This window comes from Oceanisphaera sp. W20_SRM_FM3 (assembly GCF_052119705.1).
Taxonomy (GTDB): Bacteria; Pseudomonadota; Gammaproteobacteria; order Enterobacterales; family Aeromonadaceae; genus Oceanimonas.
This window is the reverse complement of sequence record NZ_JBGQOP010000020.1, coordinates 36,612-59,983: the sequence shown is the minus strand read 5'-3', so window position 1 is coordinate 59,983 and position 23,372 is coordinate 36,612. Positions and strand designations below refer to the sequence as shown.

18 protein-coding genes, 1 tRNA gene and 2 pseudogenes are annotated in these 23,372 nt (G+C 50.4%); 13 read left to right on the top strand and 8 right to left on the bottom strand.

Annotation, left to right across the window (positions count from 1 at the left end; genetic code table 11):
- Nucleotide 1: 1 nt before the first annotated feature.
- Together ACEN2G_RS11105 and gltX are read right to left on the bottom strand one after the other, a co-directional pair.
- Nucleotides 2–77: transfer RNA gene (locus ACEN2G_RS11105), tRNA-Ala, on the bottom strand.
- Nucleotides 78–325: 248 nt separating this feature from the next.
- The gene (gene gltX / locus ACEN2G_RS11100) at nt 326–1,753 is read right to left on the bottom strand and encodes a glutamate--tRNA ligase (RefSeq protein ID WP_442021550.1); all 1,428 of its coding nucleotides are present in this window, start codon (nt 1,751–1,753) and stop codon (nt 326–328) included.
- Nucleotides 1,754–2,154: 401 nt separating this feature from the next.
- On the opposite strand from gltX, the gene ACEN2G_RS11095 reads away from it, so the two are divergent.
- Nucleotides 2,155–2,682, top strand: coding sequence for a LysM-like peptidoglycan-binding domain-containing protein (locus tag ACEN2G_RS11095; RefSeq protein ID WP_442021549.1), 528 nt, complete (start codon nt 2,155–2,157; stop codon nt 2,680–2,682).
- Nucleotides 2,683–2,756: 74 nt separating this feature from the next.
- Here the strand turns inward: ACEN2G_RS11095 and ligA are convergent, their stop codons facing one another.
- Both ligA and zipA read right to left on the bottom strand, forming a co-directional pair.
- Nucleotides 2,757–4,790 carry an NAD-dependent DNA ligase LigA gene (gene ligA, locus ACEN2G_RS11090; protein ID WP_442021548.1) on the bottom strand — a complete coding sequence of 678 codons (2,034 nt, stop codon included), beginning with the start codon at nt 4,788–4,790 and terminating at the stop codon, nt 2,757–2,759.
- 284 nt (nt 4,791–5,074) lie between these two features.
- Complete coding sequence (zipA, locus tag ACEN2G_RS11085; RefSeq protein ID WP_442021547.1) at nt 5,075–6,295, bottom strand: cell division protein ZipA; 1,221 nt, start codon at nt 6,293–6,295, stop codon at nt 5,075–5,077.
- 139 nt (nt 6,296–6,434) lie between these two features.
- Here zipA and ACEN2G_RS11080 point away from each other — a divergent pair, with 139 nt between their 5' ends.
- Both ACEN2G_RS11080 and cysZ read left to right on the top strand, forming a co-directional pair.
- Nucleotides 6,435–6,638 carry a hypothetical protein gene (locus ACEN2G_RS11080; RefSeq protein WP_442021546.1) on the top strand — a complete coding sequence of 68 codons (204 nt, stop codon included), beginning with the start codon at nt 6,435–6,437 and terminating at the stop codon, nt 6,636–6,638.
- A 105-nt stretch (nt 6,639–6,743) separates the two neighbouring features.
- On the top strand, nt 6,744–7,517 hold the full coding sequence (gene cysZ, locus ACEN2G_RS11075) for a sulfate transporter CysZ (RefSeq protein WP_442021545.1): 774 nt from the start codon (nt 6,744–6,746) through the stop codon (nt 7,515–7,517).
- Here the strand turns inward: cysZ and ACEN2G_RS11070 are convergent.
- Together ACEN2G_RS11070 and ACEN2G_RS11065 are read right to left on the bottom strand one after the other, a co-directional pair.
- Nucleotides 7,481–8,104, bottom strand: a complete 624-nt coding sequence (locus ACEN2G_RS11070) for a DUF882 domain-containing protein (RefSeq protein ID WP_442021544.1) — start codon at nt 8,102–8,104, stop codon at nt 7,481–7,483. The genes cysZ and ACEN2G_RS11070 overlap by 37 nt on opposite strands.
- A gap of 368 nt (nt 8,105–8,472) precedes the next feature.
- Nucleotides 8,473–10,227, bottom strand: coding sequence for a L,D-transpeptidase family protein (locus ACEN2G_RS11065; protein ID WP_442021543.1), 1,755 nt, complete (start codon nt 10,225–10,227; stop codon nt 8,473–8,475).
- Between the two features lie 313 nt (nt 10,228–10,540).
- Here ACEN2G_RS11065 and cysK point away from each other — a divergent pair, with 313 nt between their 5' ends.
- From cysK to ACEN2G_RS11035, 6 genes are all read left to right on the top strand, one after another.
- Nucleotides 10,541–11,509 (top strand): cysteine synthase A, encoded by a 969-nt coding sequence (gene cysK / locus ACEN2G_RS11060; protein ID WP_442021542.1) that lies wholly within the window; start codon nt 10,541–10,543, stop codon nt 11,507–11,509.
- A 169-nt stretch (nt 11,510–11,678) separates the two neighbouring features.
- Nucleotides 11,679–12,188, top strand: coding sequence for a PTS glucose transporter subunit IIA (gene crr, locus ACEN2G_RS11055; RefSeq protein WP_442021541.1), 510 nt, complete (start codon nt 11,679–11,681; stop codon nt 12,186–12,188).
- 104 nt (nt 12,189–12,292) lie between these two features.
- Complete coding sequence (locus tag ACEN2G_RS11050) at nt 12,293–12,598, top strand: HlyU family transcriptional regulator (protein WP_442021540.1); 306 nt, start codon at nt 12,293–12,295, stop codon at nt 12,596–12,598.
- Nucleotides 12,599–12,629: 31 nt separating this feature from the next.
- Nucleotides 12,630–14,759 (top strand): tRNA(Met) cytidine acetyltransferase TmcA, encoded by a 2,130-nt coding sequence (locus ACEN2G_RS11045; RefSeq protein ID WP_442021539.1) that lies wholly within the window; start codon nt 12,630–12,632, stop codon nt 14,757–14,759.
- Nucleotides 14,760–14,879: 120 nt separating this feature from the next.
- The gene (locus tag ACEN2G_RS11040) at nt 14,880–16,223 is read left to right on the top strand and encodes an alanine/glycine:cation symporter family protein (protein WP_442021538.1); all 1,344 of its coding nucleotides are present in this window, start codon (nt 14,880–14,882) and stop codon (nt 16,221–16,223) included.
- A gap of 148 nt (nt 16,224–16,371) precedes the next feature.
- Nucleotides 16,372–17,736, top strand: coding sequence for a D-serine ammonia-lyase (locus tag ACEN2G_RS11035; RefSeq protein WP_442021537.1), 1,365 nt, complete (start codon nt 16,372–16,374; stop codon nt 17,734–17,736).
- 100 nt (nt 17,737–17,836) lie between these two features.
- Here ACEN2G_RS11035 and ACEN2G_RS11030 read toward each other — a convergent pair whose 3' ends face one another.
- The gene (locus ACEN2G_RS11030) at nt 17,837–18,427 is read right to left on the bottom strand and encodes a transglycosylase SLT domain-containing protein (RefSeq protein ID WP_442021553.1); all 591 of its coding nucleotides are present in this window, start codon (nt 18,425–18,427) and stop codon (nt 17,837–17,839) included.
- 246 nt (nt 18,428–18,673) lie between these two features.
- Between ACEN2G_RS11030 and ACEN2G_RS11025 the strand changes: the two genes are divergently transcribed.
- The 3 genes and pseudogenes from ACEN2G_RS11025 to ACEN2G_RS11015 all read left to right on the top strand — a co-directional run.
- Nucleotides 18,674–20,932, top strand: a complete 2,259-nt coding sequence (locus ACEN2G_RS11025) for an Orn/Lys/Arg decarboxylase N-terminal domain-containing protein (protein ID WP_442021536.1) — start codon at nt 18,674–18,676, stop codon at nt 20,930–20,932.
- A gap of 146 nt (nt 20,933–21,078) precedes the next feature.
- Nucleotides 21,079–21,171 (top strand): annotated as a pseudogene (locus tag ACEN2G_RS11020) (hypothetical protein); the annotation flags it as partial.
- Between the two features lie 12 nt (nt 21,172–21,183).
- A pseudogene (locus ACEN2G_RS11015) lies at nt 21,184–21,459 on the top strand (transposase); the annotation flags it as partial.
- A gap of 25 nt (nt 21,460–21,484) precedes the next feature.
- Here the strand turns inward: ACEN2G_RS11015 and ACEN2G_RS11010 are convergent.
- Nucleotides 21,485–21,787 (bottom strand): hypothetical protein, encoded by a 303-nt coding sequence (locus tag ACEN2G_RS11010; RefSeq protein ID WP_442021535.1) that lies wholly within the window; start codon nt 21,785–21,787, stop codon nt 21,485–21,487.
- A gap of 517 nt (nt 21,788–22,304) precedes the next feature.
- On the opposite strand from ACEN2G_RS11010, the gene ACEN2G_RS11005 reads away from it, so the two are divergent.
- Nucleotides 22,305–23,360 (top strand): zinc-dependent alcohol dehydrogenase family protein, encoded by a 1,056-nt coding sequence (locus ACEN2G_RS11005; protein ID WP_442021534.1) that lies wholly within the window; start codon nt 22,305–22,307, stop codon nt 23,358–23,360.
- Nucleotides 23,361–23,372: the final 12 nt, after the last annotated feature.

The following is a 23,372-nucleotide window of genomic DNA, read 5'->3' as shown; positions in this document are numbered from 1 at the left end:
GTGGTGGAGCTACGCGGGATCGAACCGCGGACCTCTTGCATGCCATGCAAGCGCTCTCCCAGCTGAGCTATAACCCCTCTTACTGGCTCTTCAGTCATGGACTGTTGAAGCGATGCGGATGATAGGCAGTGCGGCTTTTTCTGTCAACCAAAAATTAGCCAAAGTCACTTAAGTAGCCACTTATTGTCCACATTGATTATTAAAACACCCAAAAAACACATCCATGCCTAGGCATGGATGTGTGGTATTTAGATAGAGCTTAGCGTTTAGTCTGCGGCGCGGTTTTCACTTTACGCCTCACCCTTCACTGCTCACGCTTTACGTTTTAACCGTTAGCGCGTTCGCGAATAAAGGCCAGCGCCATATCGATACGCGCCAACGTCTGCTCTTTGCTGAGCTGTGCTATCACGCCATCGATACCGGGAGACTGGCCGGTACCGGTCACGGCAACGCGCAGTGGCATGCCCACCTTGCCCATGCCCAATTCTAGCTCGGCGGCGGCGGCATTAATCTGCTCATGAATGCTGCTTGCCTGCCAATCATTAAGCTCAGCCAACTTGCTGCGTACCAGATCTAAAGCTTCGGCGGCCACTGGGCGCAGGTGCTTCTTAGCCGCCCCCTCTTCAAACGCGCTGAAGTCTTCAAACAGATAGCGGCTTTGCTCGGCCATCTCTTTAAGCGTGTGGCAACGCTCCGCATACAGGCTTACCACCTCGGCCAATGCCGGGCCCTGAGTGACATCAATACCTTGATCCTGCATATGCCAGCTCAGGTATTCGGCCACTTCAGTGGCGGGTGAGGTTTTAATGTAGTGCTGATTTAGCCACAAGAGTTTGTCGGTATTAAAGGCCGACGCCGACTTACCGATGGCGTCTAATGAGAACAATTCGATCATCTCTTCACGAGAGAAAATTTCTTGATCCCCATGAGACCAGCCCAAACGCACTAGGTAATTTAATAAAGCTTGCGGTAGGTAACCGTCGTCACGATATTGCATCACGCTTACGGCACCGTGGCGCTTAGAAAGCTTAGCGCCGTCGTCGCCCAAGATCATGGACACATGGGCAAACTCAGGCACGGGCGCGCCCAGTGCGTGGTAAATATTGATTTGGCGAGGTGTGTTGTTGATGTGATCTTCGCCGCGCACCACATGGGTAATTTCCATGTCCCAGTCGTCGACCACCACACAGAAATTGTAGGTAGGCGCGCCGTCGGTACGACGAATAATCAAGTCATCGAGCTGATCGTTACCGGTTTCGATGCGACCGCGTACGTGATCCTCAAACACTACCGCTCCGGCGGTGGGGTTTTTAAAGCGGATCACACAAGGTGCATCGGCGGCGTGCTGTTCGCTGCCATGTTGTTCTACGTCGTGGCGGCAATGGCCGTCATAGCGCGGCTTTTCGCCGGCGGCCATTTGCTGCTCACGCAGCGCATCGAGGCGCTCACGAGAGCAATAGCATTTGTAGGCTTTATCTTCGCCCAGTAACTGCTCGATCAGTGCGTTGTAACGATCAAAACGCTGGGTTTGATAATATGGACCTTCTTCCCAGTTCAGCCCTAACCAGTTCATGCCCTCTATAATGGCATCGATGGCTTCTTGGGTAGAACGTTCCAGATCCGTATCTTCAATACGCAATACAAACTCGCCCTGAAGATGGCGAGCATAAAGCCAGGAATACAGAGCCGTACGGGCACCACCAACGTGAAGAAAGCCGGTAGGACTAGGGGCAAACCGCGTTTTAACTGTCATTCTTTCTGCCTTAGCTAATAAATAAAGCCCAACCGGACTGGCATTGATGCCAAGTGTGTTTGGGTCAAGGTCCAAATCGATGGCACCACGTTAACACAGCAGATGGAGCGCCAACCCTCTTTGGATCAAAGGGGGCGAACAAACACTGCTTTTACTCATACTGTTCTTACACACATGGCTAGTACAAAACACGACTAGCACACAACAAAGTGCCGACATTTTAGCACCCACCGCCAGCGGGTTAAACGCCTTATGGCTGGAAGAGTGGTTGAATCGCCAGCGTTAGAGCAGACAAAAGCCGCCAACATCGCCAAAGCAGGTCATCTCATGGCTTGTCGAGTCTGTTGGCCACAGATACACTAGCGCTCACGAGGTGGTTATTTATGTCCAGAAGAAATCAAATGAAGCGAAAGCAACCAGAATCCATGGCCGGCAAGATGAATGATGTCACCTTACCGGTGCGCCAAGCCATAGGTCGCGGTCTTGCCAGCTGGCGAGAAATGTCACGCAAGCACAAAGTAGGCTTGGTGATTTTACTGCCGCTGTGGCTAGTGTTATTGATGTGGCAGCCGGCGCCTAAGCAAGAAGCCACGCCCATTACCGGCAGCTTGAACTTATCATTAGAGCCCACAGTCACTCGCGAAATCGTCATACCCGATGGCGGTAAGCGCATCGATCACACCATGGCAGCGGGTGAAACTTTAGCCGCCTTGTTTCGGGAGTGGAAACTGCCCGGCAGCGACTTAATCGCGCTGGTACGCGCCGAACCTTCTTATAAACCGCTCAGCCAGTTACGTGATGGCCAAGAACTGACCTTAGTGCTGAATAACAACGGTCAATTGCATTATTTAGAAGTGACCGACAAAGGCTTGTTGCTCAACGCCTTTCGCCGCATGGGCCAAGAGTTCTCGGTAGTAACGGCGCCTTAAGTGCGCGAGGCGTAAATAGGGCGGTGTGAGGTGTTTACTCATCACGCCCCTCCTCACTATGCTCCGCTCACGATTTACTGATGCTCGGCTAATAGCGCCAGCAGTCCGTCTTCATCCAAGATCTTGAGCCCTAACTCTTGGGCTTTCACCAATTTAGAGCCTGCCGCTTCGCCGGCCACCACACAGCTGGTTTTTGCCGACACTGAACCTGCCACCTTGGCGCCCAGCGCCTGCAGTGCCGCCTTAGCATCATTGCGCGACAATTGAGTTAGGGTACCGGTAAGCACGAAAGTTTGCCCCGCAAGCGGCTGTTCTGCCGCTATCACTGGGACTATCTCAGGCCAGTGCAGGCCACAACCACCTTGATCTTTGGGCGTAACTAACGACTGCACCACAGCTTGGTTGTCGGTTTGACGAAAAAAGTAATACACATGTTTGGCCACTATCTCGCCCACATCGGGCACAGTGAGTAAGGAGTCCACTGGGGCACTCATCACCGCATCCAGCGTTAAATAGTGCTGGGCTAAGTTATTCGCCGTGGCTTCGCCAACTTCGCGAATACCGAGTGCATATAAAAAACGCGACAAGGTGGTGGCTCGCGCCACATCCAATGAGACTAACAATTTAGTCGCCGACTTCTCGCCCATGCGCTCTAAACCCAATAACTGCGCTTGAGTGAGCGAGAATAAATCCGCTGGGGTTTTTATTAATTCAGCATCCACCAGCTGCTCGATGATCTTGGTGCCCAAACCGTCGATATCGAGGGCCTTGCGCGAGGAGAAATGCTTGATGGCTTCTTTACGCTGGGCGGCACAAAACAAGCCACCACTGCAGCGTGCCACCACTTCGCCTTCAATACGCTCTATCTCGGCACCACACACAGGACATGCAGCGGGAAAAACGATGGATCGGGCATCTTGCGGTCGCCTTTCTAATACCACGGCGGCCACTTGTGGGATCACATCCCCGGCGCGACGAATAATCACGGTGTCATTGATCATCACCCCCAAACGCTCAATTTCGTCTGCATTGTGCAAGGTAGCGTTAGAGACGATAACACCCGCCACTGGCACAGGATCCAACTTAGCGACCGGCGTAATGGCGCCGGTGCGGCCCACTTGAAACTCGACATTAAGCAGTCTGGTCAGCTCTTCTTGAGCCGGAAATTTATGAGCCGTGGCCCAACGCGGTGCCCGCGCCACAAAGCCCAACTCGGCTTGCAAGCCTAAGTCATCGACTTTGTAGACCACGCCGTCAATTTCATAAGGCAGTTGCTCACGGCGACTTAAGATATCGTCATGATATTGCTCACAGCCCGCCTGCCCCGTCATCAGCTTAACCTCTGGGCTCATGGGTAGGCCCCAGCTTTTTAAGCGCGCTAAGGTAGCAAAATGGCTATCTGCCAGCGGCGCGCCTTCAACTAAGCCCACGCCATAGCAATAAAAAGATAAGGGGCGCTTGGCGGTAATGCGCGAGTCGAGCTGGCGTAAACTGCCGGCGGCGGCATTACGCGGATTGGCAAAAATTTTATCGCCGCGTTCGCGTGCAGCCTCATTCATGGCCGCAAAGCCGCGGCTGGGCATAAACACTTCGCCGCGTACTTCAAACCGCGCCGGCCAGCCGCTGCCGCTTAAGGTCAGCGGAATGCTTTTAATGGTGCGCACGTTTTCTGTGATGCCCTCACCGGTGCGTCCGTCGCCGCGCGTGGCCGCCTGCACGAGGCGACCTTGTTCATACATAAGGCTGACTGCTAAGCCATCGAGCTTAGGCTCGCAGCAATATACGACGGCTTCGCTACGGTTTAAGCGGGTCAGTACGCGCTTTTCAAAGGCGGCTAGTTCTTCAAGACTAAACACGTTATCTAACGACAGCATAGGCTGAGCATGCTCGATGGCAGGAAATGCCGAAATTGGCGCGCCACCCACTTTCTGGCTCGGGGAGTCGGCATCTAACAACTCGGGGTGCGCCTGCTCTAGGGCTATCAGCTCACGCATAACACGGTCGTATTCTGCATCTGGCACGCTAGGCGCATCCGCCACATAGTATTGCTGGTTATAACGTTCGAGTAGCTTACGCAAGGCAAGGACTTGGCTATGAGCATCAGGCATGTGAAGAATCCGCTGAGTAATAAGTAAAGTGTGATGGGGAAAGAGTGAAGCGTAAAAAAACGATACAACACAACCTAACAATTAACGCGATTTTACCACGCTCTGTGCTAGGACAAACTAACAGAAGCCTATGTCTTGGGTGTAGCTCAGGTTTAGCTCAAAGTTAGGTGTTAACCCCTCACCCTTTACCCTTCAGCCTTACCCTTCAGGCCTGCCTAACGGCTTTAAACAAAAAGTGCGGCCTTAGGCCGCACTGTTATTGCATCTAATACCAGACTAGGCGACTAGGCTTGACTGTCAAAGTCGTTGAGCTGGGAGCGGCAACGTACTAAGTAATCAAGGCTTAGTGGCTGGCGCTGACCATCGAGCAATACCGCATCTAAATCTTCTTTCATATTATCCGCCGCTTGGATCATCATATTAAAATGATTTTTCGCCATACCCGGCTTAGGTAACTGCATAAAGATAGAGACACCCGGCGTGGTAAATTCACTCATGGCATCAGGGGTAAAAGTGCCAGGATTCACCATATTCGCCAAGCTAAATAATGGCTCACCTTGCGTGCTGCTGCCTTGGTAGCGGTGAAAAATATCCATGTCACCAAAGATAAAGCCCACTTGCGTCACGGCGCGTATTAAATCTATGCCCGCTATTGTTTGATTGGGCTTGGCCATCAAGTTAACCACATATACGTCTTGCCACGTCTTGGTGATGGCAGCGACGGGCTTGGCCGCGGCTGGGGCAATAGCCTCGGGTTCAATGTTTGGCTCGGGCGCAATAGGCTCTGCCACTGGCTCTACCTTAGCTGGAGATGGTGAGGCAACGGACGCCGCCGGTCGGTTAAACGCAGGCGCGGGACGATACACGTCTTTTTCGGCGCGTTCATAAGTTTCCAGCTCTGTATCCGCCGGTGGCGCAACCACAGGCTCGTGATTATCAAACAGAGGGTCAATCTCACCTTGGCGATATTGACGGGCACGCAGCTCAGCGGCGCTTTCACCCATCGGCGGCTGGCCTGCGTTGCGCTCTCGGGAAGCTCGAGCACCGTCTGTACCTTGAAGTGCCGCCGTTCTTTTTTGAGCTTCAATGTTTCTTTGCTCGGCACGCTGAGCCACGAAGTCGGGAGTTGGTTTAACTTCATCTTCAGGGTCTTCGGCAAACACGCTGGTCGACAAGGTCGGCGGCAAACCTAAGCTCGGCTCATCCGCGTCGTCACTCAGGCTCGAAAAATGCGAGCTGATTTGCCAATCATCTTCTATCTCATGATCTCGAGATAAAGAGGCTGCCTGATGGTTGCCCACTACTCGGACTCGGCCAATACCATCACTGTCAAATTCGTCGAATTTGCTATCGTTGGCGTCTGGCGTCTTACTGCTCACTTTAGTAAGCGGCTTATCGCGCAAGGGTTTTTGACGTCCTTTCTGGCTGGTCCACAAACCGTGGATCAGTAAAGCGGCAATGGCTACCGCGCCCAGAATGATCAAGATAATTCGCAAATCCTGCATTATCGTTTCTCTAAATATTTTTGCTTATGTTAAGCCGTGTCGCCGTCGCAAGGAAAAATAGCCCACCTTGGCGCCGCACTGTTATTGAAGACAATGACAAGGGTATGTTTCCCATCAGGGTTTGACAAGAGTCATCTGGGTGAGGAATGGAGAAAAAGCCGCATTTTGTGTATTTTTACGCTTACTAGCGGCCTTTATTGTCGCCAAATCGTCACCGGCCGATAAAGTTGTACAAAATTACCTCACCTCTGTATCGGCTGATTTGCGTCGTAGCCCAGACTCTGACTGCACCGTCAGTCGCTATTGGCCTAATGATACAGACCAAGCCACCGATAAAGATTGACTTGTAGCACCACTAAGACAGCGTTTTATGTTCAAGCAGCACCATAACTTGGCAGCGGCTCACTTGACCTCTACTATGCCTGTTTATTTACCAAGGAAGCCCTTAATGTCTGCATCTTCTTCCGCTCCTGCTCACTTAGCTCGCGGCCCGCATTATTTAGTTAGAGGTTTGTCGCTGATTGCAGAGCGAGATTTACGGCTGTTCGTATTGATACCGCTGGCGGTAAATCTGCTGCTGTTTGGTGGGGCATTTTATTTTTTATATCTGCAACTGGATACGCTCTTTGCCTGGTTTAACGAGTCCATTCCCAGTTATCTGCAGTGGCTTAAGTTTGTGCTCTGGCCCTTGGCCATTATTAGCGTGCTGGTGGTGTTTTCGTTGCTATTTACCAGCGTAGCTAACCTGATAGCCGCGCCTTTTAATGGCTTATTGGCCGAGCGAGTGGAGCTGAAACTAACGGGTGCGCCGCTGCCGGATACGGGCTGGTGGGGACTGTTGAAAGATACCCCGCGCATGCTGGCCAGAGAAATACATAAAATAAGCTATTACTTACCGCGAGCCTTGGGCTGCTTGCTGTTATTTTTGGTACCCGTGGTAGGGCAAACGCTAGCGCCGGTAATTTGGTTTGTGTTTAGTGCTTGGATGATGGCCATTCAATATTGTGATTATCCGTTTGATAACCACAAAATTGATTTTGCTGTGATGCGCCATGCTTTAGCAGAAAAACGCCAACTTAACTTAGGCTTTGGCGCCAGCGTAGCACTGTGTTCGAGCTTACCGCTGATCAACTTATTGATCATACCGGTTGCCATCTGTGGCGCCACCGCATTATGGGTGGATCATTACACCCAGCTGCGGACGGGCCCCGTGTCTAGATGAACGAAATTGGAGCTAGGGTAATAACCAACGCCACCTACCTTCATGTTTAAGGCGGCTTGGCGTACTTGAGCCAAAGAAACACCAGGGATGCGCAAGTCAATGGCTTGACCTGTCATATGATAGCTTTTCTTGGCCACGCCTCTCGACGTACGGCGTAACATGGCGTTGGTGTTGGGGGAGCGATACCCAGAGATAATTTGGATCTCCCCAGCCTTGCCTAAACGGTGTTGTAATAAATATAACTGGTCGAACAATTTAGGATCTATCTCCGACTGTTCACCGGCTCTGTAATCGCGCATCACGCGATTTAAGGTATTTAAACCTTCTTTAAGGTAGCTCCCTTCTTCCCAGAAACTGGCGGTCACTTGCTCGCCAGTATTAATGCTGTGCAAGCTAAGCTTGCGCACCGGTGCCGAACGGCTGGCAAGGGCGGGCATGGGCAAGAGTGCCGTCGCACTTAAGCCACCTAAACCCAGCAAGAAACGTCGACGCGCAACGCCTTGCGGTAATGTTTGGGTTAATTCGTCTGCTGTTAGTGCAAGGTGTTGCTGATCTAAGGCCTGTTTTTCTCTTTTGAAGTCAAACATAGTTCTAAACTCATTTTTTAAACAATAAAAATGCAGCAGCCGGTGAACCTGTGCTTATTACTCGCGCCTGCAAAACAAAAGTCGAACCGGCCGGTAACGGCCCCGTTCGACAGGCTGACAGTGAATAAATAAGTGGCTCAGCTAAAGGCTGTGCTACTGGGGGCTTTACATTTTATACTCGCTATTTGTTTACATTTACTGCAAATTTTTCATGCATTAATGGATAAAAATCAAGATTTAACCCATTAAGAAGTGTATAGAAACTACCCTATAAACGCCGATAAAACCAACTTCTATTTAAGATAAACGCCCTACATTAGGCCCAGTCAGCCGCTCACAGCGACGCTGAGCCTAGCGAGAAAGCGGCGTTAACCGGCTTTAAAGGGGCTGCTAATACTGGCATCAAAGCCATAGATATCACTGCGAAAATGCGGTTGCCCATCATGGCCTAACCAACCGGGCCAATACACCATAAATAATGGCAGAGCCTGATTAACTTTAATCCAACGGGTTTCTGGCGTGGATTTAAGTGCCGCTAAACGGTTACTACTTAACTGCCCTCCCACTAACCAATCGGCCAGTTGCTCGGCACCTTGGACCCGTACACAACCGGAGCTAAAGGCGCGGCTATCACGCGCAAACAGGCCACGGCCAGGGGTGTCGTGCAAATAAATCGCATCGTTGTTCGGCAAATGAAACTTATAGGCACCCAGCGCATTACCAGGACCTGGCCGTTGGCGTAAGCGATACGGAAAACCGCCGCCTTCTTCTAACCGCGTTTGCCATTCTTCGCGTGAAATAAGCTGAGTGCCTGAGCTATCTAGCACCTCAAAACCTTGGCGCTCTAAATAACCCGGATCCCGATACAACTTAGGCAAGATGTCTTTGGTAAGAATGGAGCGCGGCACGTTCCAAGGCGGGTTAAACACTACGCTGGTGATCTTACTGGCCATCACCGGCGTTTTGCGTGCATTTTGCCCCACTATCACGTTGCTCTCTAGCACCAAGGCCTGATTCTGGTATAAGCGCAAATAATATTCGGGAATATTCACTACCAGATAGGAAGCCGGTAATTCATCGCTGATCAAGGTGCGCATCATGCTGCGCATTAACAACTGCGCGCGCTTTAACGGCGAGGTATTTAGCCACGCATAGGTTTGCGGGCCAACAACGCCATCTACCGTTAAGCCATGACGCGCTTGAAAACGCTTCACGCCAGCCAATAAATCCGCATCATAAAGCTCAGGGTCGATAAAAGTAGGCGAGATGCCAAGACTATTAGAGGAGCCAGATAACGCCTGCATCACGGACTGGTTAGCGGGATTAGACAAGGCGAGATCCTGTTCTGCACTTGCGTTTAGCTCGTGCTCGACCATGCCCGCCGCGACTAAGTCTGCTTCTGTGAAGCCAAGCTCGCTCAGTTCCAGCTCAGTTGATGCGGGCTGGGCCACAGTAGTTTCAGGTTCAGTAGTTTCAGCTGCAGTCGTTTGATCAGGATGGCTGGCATTCAAGGTAGCATCGAGTACCGTGGTCTGCGCAATTTCAGGCGTATCTGGCATATCACCTAACAGCTGCAGACGTTCGCGAATGCTCACCACTTGCAGGTGGCGCTCGTTGGGTCGCACAGTAACACTCTGTAAGGTCGGCCAAGGCTGCTCTTTAAGCGCCACTAGCCGCGTTAATTGTTGGGCTAGCTGCTCGTGATCCCCATAGCCAGGCGTGAGCCGTTGCACTAATTGGCTCAGGCTGCCCGACTCATCAGCCAGCTGTAAATTGGTTTTATCAAGCTCAGAAAAGGATAACTTAGCCTTACTCGTGCGCAGGTATTGGCGATCATTAAAAGACAAGCTTGACCAGTGACGCCAAAAGCTCTGCAAGCCCAGCAACAAGCGGTCATCCGCTTGATCCGACGCCGTATCAGGAGACACGGCTTGCTGCCACCATAAGGTAAGATCTGGGTGCACATCCGCTAAAGCGAGCTCCAAGCCCAATTGATGTAACTGCCCTCGCGCCGAGGGTTCATCTTGCCAGTCGGCGGCATGAGCGTAGCTCTGCGTTAAGCACACTAATAGCCAAAGTCCGCTTGCAACGCGGCATACTGTTACCCACTTGCTGCCCATCATATCAATGTCCGCCCTTTCCTTGAATCATGCTGCTGACTGGCCTTAATGAAACGATTATCTGCCACTCACGCCACAATACCTTGCTCACAGAGCTCTTGGTAGCAAACTTATGAATAAATCTCCCTGCATGCTGTTTTATCTACCTTGAATAAAGGCATATGATTTTATCTTACAATAACTTATGGTTATAACAATTTGGCACTTCTCATTCTAATTTGTCATTTCTCATTCTAAATAGAATGGTTAAGCTGGCTACATATCAATAATGATGATGTTAGCGAACTGGATTTTAGCGAACTATAGGGATAGTCACATGAGCAAGATTTTTGAAGACAACTCGCTGACCATTGGAAACACTCCTTTGGTAAGGTTGAATCGCGTTAGCAAAGGCCGAGTACTGGCGAAAATAGAAAGCCGTAACCCCAGCTTCAGCGTTAAATGCCGCATTGGCGCCAATATGATTTGGGATGCAGAAAAGCGCGGTGAGTTAGTACCAGGTAAAGAGCTGATTGAACCTACCAGTGGCAATACCGGCATCGCCTTAGCCTTTGTTGCAGCTTCTCGTGGCTACCCTATTACCCTGACAATGCCAAACACCATGAGCATGGAACGTCGCCAACTGTTAAAAGCACTGGGCGCAAATATCGTACTGACCGAGGGTGCCCAAGGCATGAAAGGCGCCATCGAAAAGGCCATGGAGCTCAGAGACAGCGCACCAGAAAAATTTGTGCTGCTGCAGCAGTTTAATAACCCGGCTAACCCAGAAATTCACGAAAAGACTACCGGCCCTGAAATTTGGGATGCCACAGACGGCGAAGTGGATGTGTTTGTGTCTGGAGTGGGCACAGGCGGCACCTTAACCGGCGTGTCTCGCTACTTGAAAAACACCAAAGGCAAAGCCGTGATCACGGTTGCCGTTGAACCCGTTGAATCGCCTGTTATCGCTCAAGCCTTAGCCGGCGAGCCGTTGACACCCGGCCCCCATAAGATCCAAGGCATAGGTGCTGGCTTTATTCCTGGCAACTTAGACTTGTCTTTGGTGGATCGCGTTGAGCAAGTGAGCAGTGAAGATGCCATCGACATGGCGCGCCGCCTGATGAAAGACGAAGGTATTTTGGCCGGCTTCAGCTCAGGCGCCGCCGTGGTCGCCGCCAACCGTTTGGCTGAATTACCTGAATTTGCTAACAAGACCATAGTGGTCATTTTGCCAAGCTCCGGCGAGCGCTACTTAAGTACGGCTTTGTTCCAAGGCATATTTACCGAACAAGAGCTGCCAGCTTAAGTTCATGCACACTCTTTGTGCTAAGTGAGTTTACCGCGCACAGGCATAACATAAAGCGCTGCACTCAATGACGCCCTCTTTCACTAAGAGGGCGTCATTTTTTTCGCGTTTTCTCTTGTGCAAGTTCGTCTGTTATCATCGCCACTCATTACTGCAGGGAGCCTAGAGAATGAGTCTGTTCAATAAATTAAAAAAAATGGTGTCTGACGAGTCCGCCAATCAAGCCCGCATTACGCTACTCGCCCCCCTCTCCGGTGAGTTAGTCGCCTTAGAAGAGGTGCCCGATCTGGTGTTTTCGGAAAAAATTGTTGGTGATGGTATCGCCATCAAGCCCAGTGGCAATAGCGTTGTGGCCCCTTGCGATGGGGTGATCAGTAAAATTTTTGAGACTAATCATGCTTTTGCCATGAACAGTGACTCAGGCTTAGAGCTGTTTATCCACATTGGTATCGATACCGTGGAGCTGAAAGGCGAAGGTTTTAGACGCATAGCCCAAGAGGGCCAAGCCGTAAAAGCCGGTGAGGTAATTATCGAGTTCGACTTAGGCCTGCTGGAAGCCAAGGCCAAGTCCACCTTAACGCCGGTGATCATTTCCAATATGGATGATCTTAAAGAGCTGATTAAATCCAGCGGTGTCGTCACTTTAGGTACTGACACCATCTTAAATATCAGAAAATAATGGCCTACGGCAGCTGTCGGCTTTAAGCCGCCAGTGCCCACCAAAGAAAACATCAGTGCCCACACCTAACCCTGCCTTCTCCTCCTAAATTTAGAGTCATGCGTATGTTTAACTGGTTAAAAAACTGGCTTACTGGCTCAACTAGCAACGCCATCGCCATCAGTGCGGGTGCCGCCAGTACGGGCTTTGCGGTGGTTAATTATCAAGGCTACGACATACATCCAGAGCCACTGGCCGAGGGCGGCCAATATCGAATCAATGGCCACATCACTCAAGTCATAGATGGCACAGAGCACAGCTATGCCCTAGTGCGCGCCGACATGCTGCCCTCAGCCGAGCAAGCCGCCGAGTTAATGGTGGCCAAAGCCAAACGCGTGATCGACGAACATAGCGGACGGCTCTTTAATTGAAGGCCCGTTAACTAATATGGGGTTAACGGACATGAGGTTAACGGACATGGAGCTAACGGGCATGGCGCTGACGACACAGAACCTAGCTGACTGGCAACACTGGCGCCAACTGTTGCGTTTGTGCGGCGAACGGCGGTTATTCGTGCTCGCCGGCGAGCACGAATGGGCCATCACTCACGCTAAGCTGCTTACTCAGTCTCAGCCAGATACGCTCTGGCTGGGGCAAGCCGACTCAGTGACGCCCACCACGCCACTCTCTAAGTTTAAAACGCGGTTAGGCCAAGAAGTCGGAGCCCTGGTGTTTAACGCCTTTAGCGGTTTGCATCCCGATGCCTTGGGCGCGGTAGCCGGCACGGTCAAAGCCGGTGGCATATTAATCTTGCTCTGCCCGCCTTTGGCACATTGGCCGGCCTACCCAGATCCTGATCTGGTACGCTACGTGGCCGAGCCCGAGCAAGCGCAGGATCTGCATAGTGGTTTTTTAAGCCGCTTTATTCGGCTATTGGCGCAAGATACCCAAGTGCTGCACTGGGCGCAAAATACTGCGTTTCCGATATTGCCAAGGCTGCACTACACAATCCCTTGGCAAGTGCGCCCAGACGCCCAAGGCTGCTTAAATAATCAGCAACGCCATGCCTTGGCCGTTATCTTGTCCGGCGCCCGCAGGCAAGAGCCGGTAGTATTGACCGCCGACCGTGGCCGCGGTAAGTCCAGCTTATTGGGCTTGGCCGCGGCTCGTTTAATTAAAGCCGGCTTGAAGGTATTGCTCACCGCACCCAGCCCTCAAGCGGTCACTCAAGTACAAGCCCACTGCATACCGCCTTTGTCTTTTCTGGCACCTGATGCGCTCTTAATAGCGCGCCCAGCGGCCGATGTATTATTGATTGATGAAGCGGCCGCTATTCCGGTGGCACTATTACTCAACTTGGCCCGCCATTACTGCTGTGTGTTTGCCAGCACAGAGCATGGCTATGAGGGCACGGGCTTGGGCTTTCAGTTAAAGTTTCAGCCGCAGTTGTTACAGATGCATCCGCAAACCAGAAAAGTACACCTAGATCTCCCCGCGCGCTGGAGCACCACGGATCCTTTAGAGCCTTTGCTGTATCAACTGCTGGCCCTCAATGCCATCGCCGTCTTACCTGCCACTCAGGGCGCGCTGCAAATCCGCTGGGTCACCCAAACTGAATTACTCCAAAATGAAGTCTTATTAAACCAAGTGTTTGGCCTACTGACCTTGGCCCACTATCAAACCAGCCCCAGTGATTTGCGCCAGCTCCTAGATGCGCCTGAGCTAAAGCTGGCGGTAATGTTTCGCCAAGAAATACCGCTGGCAGTGGCGCTGTTAATAGCAGAGGGGCAGACCCAGCGTTATCCGCTGACGGATGAGCTAAGTTTAGCGATTTGGCGCGGTCAACGCCGACCGCGCGGCCATTTGCTCGCGCAGTCTTTGGCTTTTCACGGCGGCTTAATTGAGGCTTGTCAGTTTCGTTATCATAGGATCATGCGCATCGTCGTGCATCCGAGTTGCCAACACAGCGGATTAGGCCGCCAGCTTATCGCTTGGTTACAAGAGCAAAGCCAGCAAGCGGCACTTAATGGGGACTTTCTTGGCGCCAGCTTTGGTGCCAGTCCTGAGTTGTTAGCATTTTGGCAAGCCAATCACTTTTGCCCGGTGCGGGTCGGCCAAAGCCGAGATACCGTCAGTGGCCTGCAAGCTGTAATGCTACTGTGGCCAAGTTCAGTGGCGGCTAAAAAAATTCTTCCGCACTGGCAGGGGCAATTTAGTGCCAATGTGCACGGCTATCGCCAAACAGCGGCACTCAGTCACGAACAAGCCGCACTGTATCAGGCCTTGCGTTTGCTGCCCGCCCGCCATAACCCCGAACTGGATCGGCAAATCGCCCATGATTTTGCCTTTTATCACAGAGACTTAATATCCGACTGGGCGGCCTTAGCGCGTTTTATTGCCAGTAATGCGCCTCTCACGCCGTTATCAAGCACCCAGCTGCAACTGCTCAACGCCTTGCTCACCCATGGCTGCGAACCGTCGATGGTAGCCAAACAGATAACCAAAGAATGGCAATTAAGCGGTCATAAGGCCGTCATAGCTCATTGCCGACGGTTATTACAAACTTTTTTTATAGTTCCATCCGAAACATGAAGCTAGCGCGCACTTCTCACTTTACCCTCTAGGCTAATCAGAAAATAACGGGTTAACTAGTTGTTAAGTTAATAGTTAATAAAAAATAACAATAATACAAACGACAATGGAGTCGAACTCATGGAATGGCTAACCAATCAATTAACGGCGATTAATGGCGTGGTATGGGGTGTGCCCATGCTGGTGGGTATTTTAGGCCTAGGTTTGTATCTGCAACTTCGTATGGGCTTTATGCCGATTCGTAAAATGGGTACCGGCTTTAAATTACTATTTACTAAAACAGAAGCGGGCAGCGGTGAAATATCACCGTTTAATGCCTTGATGACCTCACTGGCGGCCACCATAGGTACAGGTAATATTGCGGGTGTGGCCACCGCTATTTTCTTAGGCGGCCCGGGCGCCTTGTTTTGGATGTGGATGACGGCCCTAGTGGGCATGGCCACCAAATATTCAGAAGCCGTGTGTGCGGTAAACTTTCGCGAAACCGACTCACTGGGTAACCACGTGGGTGGCCCCATGTACTACATCAAAAATGGCTTAGGCCCAAAATGGGCTTGGCTAGGGGTGGCGTTCGCCATCTTCGGTGGTTTAGCCGGCTTTGGTATTGGTAATACGGTACAAGCCAACTCGGTAGCAGATGCCCTCAGCAGTTCATTTGGCTTTTCTCACACCACCACCGGCCTGGTGATGATGGTGTTGGTAGGCTTAGTATTAATCGGTGGTATTCGTTGGATCTCTGAAGTGGCCGGTAAGCTAGTGCCGCTAATGACAGTGTCCTATTTTGTGGCGGGTATTGTGGTGTTGGGCGTTAATGCTTCCGCCTTGCCCGCCGCGTTTGGCACCATATTTGAACACGCCTTTACGCCGGTAGCCGCCCAAGGTGGTTTTGCGGGTGCCGCCGTATGGATGGCGATTCGTTTTGGTGTGGCACGAGGCGTATTTTCTAACGAAGCCGGTCTGGGTAGTGCGCCTATTGCACATGCGGCAGCCAAAACTGACAGCCCAGTACGTCAGGGCTTAATTGCCATGCTGGGCACCTTTATCGACACCATTATCGTCTGCTCTATCACGGGACTTGCGATTGTGGTCACCGGCAGCTGGACCAGCGGTGAAACCGGTGCCTCACTCACAGCACTGGCTTTTTCTACCTCCATACCGGGTGGGGAATACATAGTCTCGCTAGCCTTAGCCATTTTTGCTTTCACCACCATCTTAGGCTGGAGTTTTTACGGCGAAAAATGTGTACAGTTCTTGTTTGGCGTTAAAGCTATATTGCCGTTTCGCATACTTTGGGTATTGGCGCTGCCCATAGGCGCGACGCAATCGTTAGAGTTTATTTGGCTGCTAGCGGATACCCTCAATGCCATGATGGCCATTCCTAACTTAATTGCCTTGGCGTTATTAAGCCCTGTGGTATTTAGGTTAACTAAAGCCTACTTTGCCGAACAAAAAATCAAAAAATAATGCTTAATATCGAAAGTTGATGCCAACACTAAGTAAGCATTACCCCCACAACGCAGGCCTATAGGCCTGCGTTGTGCTTGATGGCCCAACTTGACACAAGAGACTGATATACTAAAGCGTGCTCAGCCCACTTTTAGGACTTAACGACATGATTTCTCATCCTCGCTATTCACCAGAGGCCATTAGTGAACTCTGCCAGGCATATCCTTTATTGGATCAACTGGTAGCCCTGCGCCCCGTCAGTTGGTTTAACCCAGAACGCTTACCCGCCGAGCAAGCACTCACAGCCGTGGGCCTGACTGCCGATGACGTGCAAGATGCGAGTCAGCGACTGGATCGCTTTGCCGCTTACTTTAGCGTCGCCTTCCCCGAAACCGCCACCAGCCAAGGTCGCTTAGAGTCGCCCATTCAGCCCATTGCGCGCATGCAGCAGGCTTTGAATGAACAATTCCAAACGAACCTAACTGGTGAGCTGTGGCTGAAAATGGATAACTTGCTGCCTATTTCAGGCTCCATTAAGGCGCGCGGCGGCATCTATGAAGTGTTGCAACACGCCGAAAAGCTGGCACTTAAAGCCGGTTTACTGCAAAGAACCGATGATTATGCTCAGTTACACAGTGAACCCTTTCGCACGTTTTTCAGTCAATACCGAATCGCCGTAGGCTCTACCGGCAACCTGGGGCTCTCGATCGGCATGATAGGCGCCAAGCTTGGCTTTCAAACTAGCGTGCACATGTCGGCGGATGCCAGAGCGTGGAAAAAAGCGCTGCTTCGCGAAAACGGTGTAACGGTAGTGGAATATAACAGCGACTATTCGGTGGCGGTCGCAGCCGGGCGCGCTCAGGCGGCAGACGATCCTTATTGCCATTTTGTGGACGATGAGAATTCTGTGCAATTATTCTTAGGTTATGCAGTCGCTGGCGAACGCCTTAAAGCCCAACTTGAGCAAGCGGGCATTATGATTGACCGTGCTAATCCTTTGTTTGTGTATTTACCTTGCGGCGTAGGCGGTGGCCCAGGTGGCGTAGCCTTTGGCTTAAAGCTGGCCTTTGGTGATGCTGTGCACTGTATCTTTGCCGAGCCCACTCACTCCCCTTGCATGCTACTCGGCGTTTACACAGGCTTACACGATCAAATTTCGGTGCAGGATTTAGGCATAGACAATCTCACCACCGCCGATGGCTTAGCGGTAGGCCGCCCTTCCGGCTTCGTCGGCCGCCTTATGTCGCCTATGCTCGATGGTTTTTATACCTTGAGTGATGAGGAGATGTTGTCATGGCTAGGCTTATTAAACGCACAAGAAGGCATTCAACTTGAGCCCTCAGCGCTGGCTGGCATGCCCGGCCCTTGGCGACTAATAGAAGACGAGGGCTATCTACAACGTCTGGGCTTAACGCCCGAGCGCTTAGGCCGAGCCCATCATTTGGTGTGGGCCACCGGCGGCGGCATGGTACCACCAGCCGAAATGGCGAAGTATTTAGCGCAAGCGGCCGCTTTAGATTGTGAAGAATAAAGGGTGAAGGGTGAAGAGGAAAACACTCAGACTTCAGGTGCAGTGTGTTTTCTGTAGTTCTGGTGTTATCTCGTCCTCTTCACCGATTACCCTTCACTCTTCACCAAAACCAGCCTTTATTTAAATCATCTTTACACTGCCAGTATTGCTCAGCGTAGCGCTTAGATCTGTTATCCACTTTGCGTGAAACATTGAGTAACCACCCTTTTTTGTTATGGGTGCCACGGCGGTAGCCGCCCCAACCATCGTGATAATTTAAATATTGGTTATAAGCATCCCATTTAGATATGCCATTAATCTTGCTGGTTTTACTCATATACCAGCCCATGAAATCTACAGCATCATCAAAGTCGCTACGACTGGCCCAACCGTTACCGCTTTCGCGTTGGTAGTCGGCCCAAGTGGCTTTTTTAGCCTGTGCATAGCCGTAGGCATCGGAGGCGCGACCACGGGGAATGAACAAAAAATAGCGCATCGGCGGCTGGGCATCATGTTTGAAGCTACTTTCTTGATACATAACCGCCATGGTCACGTGTGCAGGCACACCCCATTTTTTACGGGATTTTTCGACTGATTTATGCCAACTTTTATGTTCTTTAAAGATGGCGCAGATATTTTCCGGATTGCGCGGCGGTGACGTGGCACACCCAGAGAGCAACGCCAAACCTAATAGCCAGACAGAGACTTTCATTATTCTTTGCATGGAGAAGAACACCAAGATAGCGATATGACCTCGCATAGTGCCTGTTGAGCCTCTATATTTCCAGCCCAGAGCTATGCGCCTAAGCTGACTTATCTCATTTAATAAGCCATTCAAGATAAGCATTTTTGTCAGCTCGCAAATGAAACAGTAGAATGGCCACAGTACCCGCTCGGCTAGCGAGCTTCTTTACCGGAACGTCCGATACCGGCACGTCCTGCAACCAAAGGAAATGCGATGCGCTTTTATTTTCCCATCATCATTATTGATGAAGACTTTCGCTCCGAAAACACCAGTGGCTCAGGTATTCGTGAGCTGGCAGCCGCCATCGAAAAATCCGGTATGGATGTGGTGGGATACACCAGTTACGGTGATTTAACCTCGTTTGCACAGCAACAAAGTCGTGCCGCAGGCTTTGTGTTATCGATTGATGATGAAGAGCTGGCCGGCAGCCCAGAAGAAGCCGCACTGGTGTTGGATCAATTGCATCGCTTCGTCGAGCAAATCCGCCATCGCAATCCTGATATTCCTATTTATCTGTATGGTGAAACCCGCACCGCGCGCCATATTCCCAACGCGATTTTACGTGAATTGCACGGTTTTATACACATGCACGAAGACACACCAGACTTTGTGGCGCGCCACATTATTCGTGAAGCCAAAAGCTATTTAGACAGCCTAGCGCCGCCCTTCTTTCGTGCGCTCACTCACTATGCCCAAGATGGCTCTTACTCTTGGCATTGCCCTGGTCACTCGGGCGGCGTGGCATTTTTAAAATCACCGGTCGGACAAATGTTCCATCAGTTTTTTGGTGAAAATATGCTGCGCGCCGATGTGTGTAACTCGGTCGACGAGCTGGGCCAGTTGCTGGATCACACGGGTCCCGTGGCCGCCAGTGAGCGCAATGCGGCACGTATTTTTAACGCCGATCATTTGTACTTTGTGACTAACGGCACTTCCACTTCAAACAAAATTGTTTGGCACTCCACAGTTGCACCCGGCGATATCGTCGTCGTAGACCGTAATTGCCATAAGTCGATTTTGCACGCCATCATGATGACAGGCGCGGTACCTGTGTTTTTGATGCCAACCCGCAATCATTACGGCATTATTGGTCCTATTCCACGCAGTGAGTTTGAGCCGGCACGCATTCGTGAAAAAATGCTCGCCAATCCTTTCTGCCGTGAGCTATTAGCGAAAAACCCCGATCTTAAGCCAAGAGTGTTGACCATTACTCAGTCCACTTACGATGGCATCTTGTATAACGTTGAAGAGATCAAAAATCTGCTTGATGGCGAAATCGAAACCCTGCATTTCGATGAAGCTTGGTTACCCCATGCGGCCTTCCACGATTTTTATGGTGACTATCACGCCATAGGCGAACATCGTCCGCGTTGTAAAAAGTCGATGATTTTCTCGACTCAGTCGACCCACAAAATGCTGGCGGGATTATCACAAGCCTCACAAATATTGGTACAAAATGGCACTGAAAATATTCTAGACCGCGATGTGTTTAACGAAGCGTATCTGATGCACACGTCCACCAGCCCACAATACGCCATTATCGCTTCTTGTGATGTGGCCGCGGCCATGATGGAAGCGCCGGGCGGCACCGCCTTGGTAGAAGAGTCATTATCGGAAGCCTTGGAATTTAGACGAGCCATGCGCAAAGTTGGCGATGAATATGGCAGCGATTGGTGGTTTAAGGTGTGGGGCCCCGACGACTTAACCGACCATGGTCTCGATGATCGCGATGCTTGGATGCTGCACGCCGGTGAAAGCTGGCATGGCTTTGGCGAAGTAGAGCCCGGCTTTAACCTGCTGGATCCTATCAAAGCCACAATTTTAACGCCTGGCTTAAATATGGAAGGTGACTTCTCAGACAGCGGCATGCCAGCCGTGGTGGTTACTAAGTACTTAGCAGAGCACGGCATCGTTATCGAAAAAACTGGCCTGTATTCCTTCTTTATCATGTTCACCATCGGCATCACCAAAGGTCGTTGGAACAGTATGGTGACCGAGTTACAGCAGTTTAAAGACGATTACGACAACAACGTACCTTTGTGGAAGGTATTACCGAAGTTTATTCAAAGTAACCCTAGCTATGAGCGAGTGGGCTTGCGTGACTTGTGCGACCAAATTCATCAGATTTATAAAGAAAATAACGTCGCTAAACTGACAACCGAAATGTATTTGTCAGACTTGATCCCAGCCATGAAGCCCGCAGATGCTTTTGCCAAGATGGCGCACAAGTTAGTGGAGCGCGTGCCGATCGACAAGCTATCAGGCCGCACTACCTCTGTGATGGTCGCACCGTATCCACCTGGAATTCCACTGCTGATCCCAGGTGAGGTGTTTAATGACACCATTATTAGCTACTTGAAATTTGCGCGAGAATTCAATAATCGCTTCCCTGGGTTTGAAACCTATATTCATGGTTTAGTGGCCGAAGAGCAGCAAGGCCGAACAGAGTACTTTATCGACTGCATCATCTAAACTTAGCCAAATAGCTTACATAAGGCGCTTGTATAACAAGCGCCTTTTTTATGCGCGCAGCGCTGTGGGCAATGCAGAGCAAACAGATATTAAATTTTCGCCACAGGAAGAGGTAGAGAGCAAAATAAGAGGTATCTGCTTTAGCGAAAAGATGGCCTTTAGATGCGGTTTATCCCATCGCCTATCTTGACAGCATTGTGCTCAACATCCGCCAAGATAAACGTGTGATCAATCAAGCTATGTACGTCGCCCGAATTTCTCGCTCTTGGAATAGCCATGGGGATAACCTGCGAATGCTAATCAGAAAGGTCATCTACACCACCAATGCTATCGAGTCCCTGAACAGCCTAATACGCAAAGCCACGATACGTAGCAAGCGGCTTCCTAGCGATAACTCTGCGATGAAAGTCGATTATTTAGCTATCGTTCAGGCGGCGAAGAAATGAACCATGCCGATTAGGAATTTAAAACCTGCGCTCAATCGTTTAATTCTAGAACTTGGTGATCGCCTAGACGATCACCTTTAACAAATGGGCAGTTACCCATAATTATTTACAGGTTCGACATTAATTCTTCATGCTCCTCAACGACTTCGTTAATCATTTTGCACAACTCCATCGCATCTTCACGCGACAAAAGCAGTTCTTGATGCAGTTCATTTTCTGCGTCGTCTTGATCAACCACTAACATCATGCCTTGGTTACACAGCTTAAACTGCAACTGCTCTAGGCTTGGGCTCAAGTACTGACTCTGCTCGGGAATTTCAATCTCAATAGTGCAGCAAGGGTGAACCCTAACATTAACGTTAAAGTCAGCGCCTTTTTGTAGAATACAGCTCTTTTCTCTGGCTAACATAATAATCTCCTTAACGACACAATCGAAGATACGCATCGGTTGTGTACAATTTATAATGCGTAATTTTTATACCGCTTATTAAGGCTAGTCCAGTTGGCACAGCTTGCAAACGAACAACCGTTTAATACAAGCAATATAAAAAATAGCTAATTAAATTAAAACGTTGAAGTAATTTTAAATCAAAATACTTACTGATTAAGCCTAGATACTCAGATGTTGGTTATTTAAGCAAAATAATAGGAGCCAAGAGAACACCCTTATCTCGAACAACGACTAAAGATACAGAACAGGCAAAAATGGACACAATAAATGCTTCAACATAGTCAGCAGCCGTATCGCTGAGGGGGCACCGACAAGCACAGTTATCACAGTTAAAAATGTTATCACTGTTAAAAATGAGTCTGATTGCATGTTATAGGATAGTGACTAGTGTTAGAGCATACGCAGGGCGCGCATAATCTGATGACTAAGTGCGCCTGTTCGATAGCTTGAAATAAGGATGTAACGAGGGATTATCATGACGATGCCAGAAAAAATGCAGGCTTTGGTGTATGGCGGCCCAGGTGTTAAATCACTGACCACAGTCGTTACCCCAAAAGTGTTACACCCCACAGATGCCATTGTAAAAATCGTGAAAACCACGATTTGCGGCACCGACCTGCATATTTTAAAAGGGGATGTGCCGACAGTCACTAAAGGTAGAGTTCTTGGTCACGAAGGTGTAGGTATCGTAGCTGAGGTTGGCACTGGCGTTACCCGTTTTAAGAAAGGCGATAGCGTACTGATCTCCTGCATAAGCGCCTGTGGTAAATGTGATTACTGTAAAAAACAACTTTACGCTCATTGTGAAGATGGCGGTTGGATTTTAGGTCATTTAATTGATGGTACTCAGGCTGAATATGTCCGCATCCCGCATGCGGATAACAGCCTGTATCATGTCCCTGAGAGTACCGATGAAGAAGCGCTGGTAATGCTGAGTGATATTTTGCCTACCGGCTTTGAAATAGGCGTGATCTATGGCGCGGTCAAACCCGGTGATACGGTCGCTATTATAGGGGCCGGACCGATAGGTATGGCAGCCCTATTAACGGCACAGTTCTTTTCACCGGCTCAGCTTATCATGGTGGACGTTGACGACTCACGCCTCGCTATGGCTAAAACTTTTGGCGCCACTCATATCATAAACAGTGCCACTCAAGATGCGGTGGCAGAGCTGCAGGCCATGACCAAAGACGGGGTCGATGTGGTGATGGAAGCCGTCGGCGTACCGGAGACCTTTGATCTCTGCCAGAGCGTGGTCCGCCCAGGCGGCCACATAGCAAACATAGGTGTACATGGCAGTAGTGTGGATTTGCAGTTGCAAGAGCTGTGGATTAAAAACATTACCCTCACCACCGGCTTAGTAAACACTAACACCACCGCCATGCTGCTGAAAAACGTGCAGTCGGGTAAATTAAAGCCCGCCGAGCTTATCACCCACAGATTCCCCTTTAATGAGCTGATGCGCGCCTATGAAGTATTTGGCAATGCTGCAAAAGAGCAAGCACTCAAGGTGATCATAGATAACAGCTAATACCCTGCTGAT

What these genes read in the sequence shown, in the direction of transcription:
- gltX (WP_442021550.1), bottom strand. Translation starts at nt 1,753, where the DNA reads ATGACAGTTAAAACGCGGTTTGCCCCTAGTCCTACCGGCTTTCTTCAC.
- ACEN2G_RS11095 (WP_442021549.1), top strand. Translation starts at nt 2,155, where the DNA reads ATGAAGCGAAAGCAACCAGAATCCATGGCCGGCAAGATGAATGATGTC.
- ligA (WP_442021548.1), bottom strand. Translation starts at nt 4,790, where the DNA reads ATGCCTGATGCTCATAGCCAAGTCCTTGCCTTGCGTAAGCTACTCGAA.
- zipA (WP_442021547.1), bottom strand. Translation starts at nt 6,295, where the DNA reads ATGCAGGATTTGCGAATTATCTTGATCATTCTGGGCGCGGTAGCCATT.
- cysZ (WP_442021545.1), top strand. Translation starts at nt 6,744, where the DNA reads ATGTCTGCATCTTCTTCCGCTCCTGCTCACTTAGCTCGCGGCCCGCAT.
- ACEN2G_RS11070 (WP_442021544.1), bottom strand. Translation starts at nt 8,104, where the DNA reads ATGTTTGACTTCAAAAGAGAAAAACAGGCCTTAGATCAGCAACACCTT.
- ACEN2G_RS11065 (WP_442021543.1), bottom strand. Translation starts at nt 10,227, where the DNA reads ATGATGGGCAGCAAGTGGGTAACAGTATGCCGCGTTGCAAGCGGACTT.
- cysK (WP_442021542.1), top strand. Translation starts at nt 10,541, where the DNA reads ATGAGCAAGATTTTTGAAGACAACTCGCTGACCATTGGAAACACTCCT.
- crr (WP_442021541.1), top strand. Translation starts at nt 11,679, where the DNA reads ATGAGTCTGTTCAATAAATTAAAAAAAATGGTGTCTGACGAGTCCGCC.
- ACEN2G_RS11050 (WP_442021540.1), top strand. Translation starts at nt 12,293, where the DNA reads ATGTTTAACTGGTTAAAAAACTGGCTTACTGGCTCAACTAGCAACGCC.
- ACEN2G_RS11045 (WP_442021539.1), top strand. Translation starts at nt 12,630, where the DNA reads ATGAGGTTAACGGACATGGAGCTAACGGGCATGGCGCTGACGACACAG.
- ACEN2G_RS11040 (WP_442021538.1), top strand. Translation starts at nt 14,880, where the DNA reads ATGGAATGGCTAACCAATCAATTAACGGCGATTAATGGCGTGGTATGG.
- ACEN2G_RS11035 (WP_442021537.1), top strand. Translation starts at nt 16,372, where the DNA reads ATGATTTCTCATCCTCGCTATTCACCAGAGGCCATTAGTGAACTCTGC.
- ACEN2G_RS11030 (WP_442021553.1), bottom strand. Translation starts at nt 18,427, where the DNA reads ATGAAAGTCTCTGTCTGGCTATTAGGTTTGGCGTTGCTCTCTGGGTGT.
- ACEN2G_RS11025 (WP_442021536.1), top strand. Translation starts at nt 18,674, where the DNA reads ATGCGCTTTTATTTTCCCATCATCATTATTGATGAAGACTTTCGCTCC.
- ACEN2G_RS11010 (WP_442021535.1), bottom strand. Translation starts at nt 21,787, where the DNA reads ATGTTAGCCAGAGAAAAGAGCTGTATTCTACAAAAAGGCGCTGACTTT.
- ACEN2G_RS11005 (WP_442021534.1), top strand. Translation starts at nt 22,305, where the DNA reads ATGACGATGCCAGAAAAAATGCAGGCTTTGGTGTATGGCGGCCCAGGT.